The following is a 4,029-nucleotide window of genomic DNA, read 5'->3' as shown; positions in this document are numbered from 1 at the left end:
CCACCAGATACGACAAGACCGCCACCTCCTACGAAGCAGCGGTCAATCTCGCGTCGCTCCTGCTCTGGGCAAGATCCGTTTGAAGACGGACCCTAAAGGCTGTTGCACAACGGCCAGTTGATCTTCCAGGTCTCCTTCCTGCGGCGTTCCAGGACGGCAGGAAGGCGGGCATAGTTGGGCAGCTGACCTTGCTGTCAATGGCTGGATCTGAGCGAGATCGCCGTTGTGTAACAGCCTTTAGGAGCGTGTCCGCACCTCGACTACCGAGGCGAAGCGCCGGGCGAACTCGCGCCACACCAAAGCCGCCTCCGCCTCGTCGCGCTCCGCCCTGTGTTCCAGTGCCACCGGGTCCAGGCCCCGGGCACGCAGCCGTTGCGGGCACCACGACCGGACCCGGTCGGCGCCCGCCTCAGGATGAAACTGCAATCCCCAGGCCCGGTTACCCAACCGGAACGCCTGGTAGGGACACTGCTCGCTCTCGACAAGCCAGACTGCGCCCGAGGGCAAGGCGGTCACGGCATCCACGTGGTTTTCGACGGCTGTCACCTGCCGCGGTAGATTTCGGAAGAGCGGGTCCTCTGCGGCTTCGGCCCGCACGGTGAGTGAGGTGCTGCCGACTTCCGGTTCACCGTACCCGCCCTGCACGGTGCCTCCCGCGACGTGCGCCAGCATCTGCCCGCCAAGGCATATCCCCAGCACAGGGACAGATTGTGCAAGCGCTTCAGCGATCAGGAATCGAGTGTGCGCCAGCCAAGGGGCGCGGCCGTCGTCGTCCGGCAGGAGGCCGCCACCGAGGACGAACCCCGTGGTGTTCCAAGCGACCAGGCAGCGGTGCATCGGCATAGGCGTGCACCACCTCCACCGACAACCCATCCCTGCCGAGCCACTCACCGAACCGGCCCAGCCCCTCGTTTTGCGCGTTCTGCACCACCAACAGCCGCGCCACCGTGCACCCCCTCTCCGCAGTCCCCAACGTCGATCCCAATTTACCCCTGTCGGTAGAGGGCTTGGAGTTGTGCGGTTGGTCCGTGGAGAGCCACCTCATGATCGTTGATCTTGGACACTCCAATAACCACGAAGCCTGTGCCTGCTCCGCTCTGTATCTCAACCCGTCACCTGGGACGAGACCTCGGCCGCGCCCCAGGACGGGACTCGGGACGGCATCGAGTGCGCGACCCGTGCCGCTGACCCTGTCTGTCACCGGATTCCAGTGCGATGCTCCGTATATGAGTGGCACATGCGCGTGGTGCGGCTTGGGTATCTCGGCCAAGGGCGGGCGCATGTACTGTCCTCGTCCTCGGACGTGCAGGCAGGCGGCTATCGGGACCGTCGGACAGGCCCAGGCCGAAGAGGTCCAGGACAAGCGCGCAACGGCCAGGCTGCACAGCACCGCCGCCGCCGACATCGCCGCCCTGACCCGCGAGCCGGTCCGCGTCGCCGTTCTCGCGGACCGGGCAGCCAGCGCAACCTGGGAAGCATGGGCTTGCTGGTGAGTGGCGATGCCAGCTAGTGACAGGCCCGTGACCAGCAGATCCACAATCGGCCGCCATGCGGGGAACGCTCCGCCGGCATGATCGGCGGACCGGACAGTCAAGTTGGAAAAGGCTCAGTGAGCCTTTTCAGCGACCACCCCGGAGGGTGAAGGACCCAGCTGGGGTGACTGGCCTCTGAGCTGCATAGAGGGCCGACGCTGGCGGACGGGCCGTAACCCGATCGGTGGCCACTGTGAAAAGGCTCAGTGGCTACTGATCGGGTGACGCCGGTCAGGTCGAGGTGATGGCCGCACCGCACATAGCCCCCCGTGCCGTTGAGAGAGGTCTTCGACGTCTCAACCCACCGGCACAGGGACCCTATTGAATTCCAAATCCGTAGATGATGGGCGTCCCAATGGAGCAAAAGCTTGTGGGGATACGCGAGTAGAGGCTGCGATACCTGCGGCGAACCGGGTCTGCTGAGACCTTCGCATAGAGCGGCGCGCGGTCCTCGTACTCGTGGTGGCAGTTGCGTGGGCGTCGGACGGACGCCTATTGGTTCCCCGGCCTCGATGACCCAGGATAGATCGGCGGCGCCGGCGCCCATGCACCCGTCACCGTCCAGCCGGTGTCGGCGCCCGCTGGTGCTGGACGGACGTTTGACGTCCCTCCCGGCATGCGAGGCCTACCGAAAGATCGGCGCCGTCCAGCGCCGCCCGGCGTCATCACCTTCTGCTTGATCACTCGTTGGTGTTGGAGGTGCGAGCCCGCTCCACGGTGACCTCTTGTGAAGCCCGAGCCATCTGAGCTCCCGCAGAGACCGAGGCCCGTGGGACGAGCTGGTGCCACGAACGGCTACTGAGGTGGCGGACCGGCCAGAATGGCTGAGTCCTGGGATCAGGTCGCTGCGTGGCCCGCATGAGCTCGTGACCAGCAAGAACAGTACGACGGAGGGGAAGACTTGATCTACTGCGGCAGCTACTGGGCGGAACGCACGCACGACGTCGCCCTGGTCGACGACAGCGGCCAGTTGGCCAAACGGCACATCACCGACGCCGCCGCCGACAACAGGATCCTGCTGGACCTGCTCGCCGAATACGGCGACACCGAGGAAAACCCGGTCCCGGTCGCGATCGAGACCTCCCGCGGCCTGCTCGTCGCTGTGCTACGGACGGGCAAGCGGCAGGTCTTCGCGACCAACCCGATGGCCACACACGCATCCAGGAGCCGGGTAAGCGGGCGTTAACCGCAGGCCTCTAGACTTCTCTACAGCATTTCAAAATTAGGCCTTTAAAAGAGACTCTAAGGTCTAATGATCTCGTTCGGCAAAACGACTTAGGGGCCCTTATGCCTTCCTTTGACGATGTCGACTCGTATGAGTCAGAAACTCGCATGATCCCGCAGAGGGTTGTAGCTAATTTCGAGCTTCCTTCCGCCAATTATGACAGCGTTGATAAGTTGCGTGCCGCAATTGCAGGGAGAATCGCCGAGGCGGTCGGAGAGGAAAGGCAAGTCAGCGTATCGTTCTTCAATGACGAGGTGTCGACGAATACGGTTATTTCATCGCTACTTTGCCTCTCTGTGTCCAGGTGTATGGCCTCACTAGTTGCCTATAATGAAGGGTTGCATGCGAATCTTAACGCCAAAATGCCACCCTACGTGGCTGAATTGCACCAAAGAAAGAGCCTCTTCAGAGAGGAAGGCTTTCAGGCGTACGAGAACCAAATTATTTCAGAGATGGCTGCGGCGCTGCGCGTCCCTGAAGGCCTTCTACATGCTGCTCATACTCAATTATGCGTCGCAATTGCCGACACAAGTGGCTATAACGCGATACCGGGTAATACGCAAACTCCCACTATATCCCCTGAGGTGATCCCTGAATTTGCGCGGGAATTGATTCCGGAGTTTTCATCCGGCAACAAGATGCGTATAGTGCGTGTCGGCAAAACTTTCGGGCAAATCATTACGGCTGCTCTTTGCTTCACGGCAGCGGTTAGGAATGTGTGGGCGGAAAGTGATCGCAGCAGTCAATCTGGGCTGTCGCTTTCCTCTTCGTCGGGTTCAAACGTAACGCTCTCCATGGCGCATGCGGCCGTTTTGAGTCCGAATGATTATCGGTCCAAATCTCATCAGGGGGAGGGTGCTGATAAAATCCAGCATGAACCTGGCGCATCGACTGGTCCGTGGCGAGCGTCGCCTGTGTCGATGAGCGGCCCACGGCGGTGAGGCGCGCCCCCCGGGTGCACCAGTCGGCGCCGTGCGCGGTGACCTTGTGCGTCTTACCTACTGTGGGCAGATAGTCCATCGATTCCATGTCCTAAAGGCTGTTGCACAACGGCCAGTTGATCTTCCAGGTCTCCTTCCTGCGGCGTTCCAAGACGGCAGGAAGGCGGGCATAGTCGGCCAGCTGACCTTGCTGTCAATGGCGGGATCTGAGCGAGATCGCCGTTGTGTAACAGCCTTTAGCCTCGTGCTTTCACGAGGTGGGCTGTCCAAGAGTTGATCAGAAACACGGAAAGTGCCCTTGACCTGCAACGATGGGACTTGCTGAGGGTCC

The 4,029-nt window shown here is 61.8% G+C and carries 1 protein-coding gene and 2 pseudogenes; 2 read left to right on the top strand and 1 reads right to left on the bottom strand.

All coding sequences use genetic code 11. The features are described from left to right. Positions 1 to 237: 237 nt before the first annotated feature. A pseudogene (locus tag ACH4C6_RS36130) lies at positions 238 to 946 on the bottom strand (type 1 glutamine amidotransferase). 1,487 nt (positions 947 to 2,433) lie between these two features. Between ACH4C6_RS36130 and ACH4C6_RS36125 the strand changes: the two are divergent. Both ACH4C6_RS36125 and ACH4C6_RS36120 read left to right on the top strand, forming a co-directional pair. After that, positions 2,434 to 2,703, top strand: a pseudogene (locus ACH4C6_RS36125) (IS110 family transposase); the annotation flags it as partial. 161 nt (positions 2,704 to 2,864) lie between these two features. Next, on the top strand, positions 2,865 to 3,698 hold the full coding sequence (locus ACH4C6_RS36120; protein WP_398112806.1) for a hypothetical protein: 834 nt from the start codon (positions 2,865 to 2,867) through the stop codon (positions 3,696 to 3,698). Positions 3,699 to 4,029 lie beyond the last annotated feature (331 nt).

The organism is Streptomyces sp. NPDC017943, assembly GCF_044328425.1.
In the GTDB taxonomy this organism is placed as follows: Bacteria; Actinomycetota; Actinomycetes; order Streptomycetales; family Streptomycetaceae; genus Streptomyces; species Streptomyces djakartensis_A.
The sequence above is the reverse complement of the archived record's forward strand: the minus strand, read 5'-3'. Positions and strand labels throughout refer to the sequence as shown.

Bases quoted from the DNA above. Each gene is read 5' to 3' on its own strand.
- ACH4C6_RS36120 (WP_398112806.1), top strand. From the start codon at position 2,865: ATGATCCCGCAGAGGGTTGTAGCTAATTTCGAGCTTCCTTCCGCCAAT.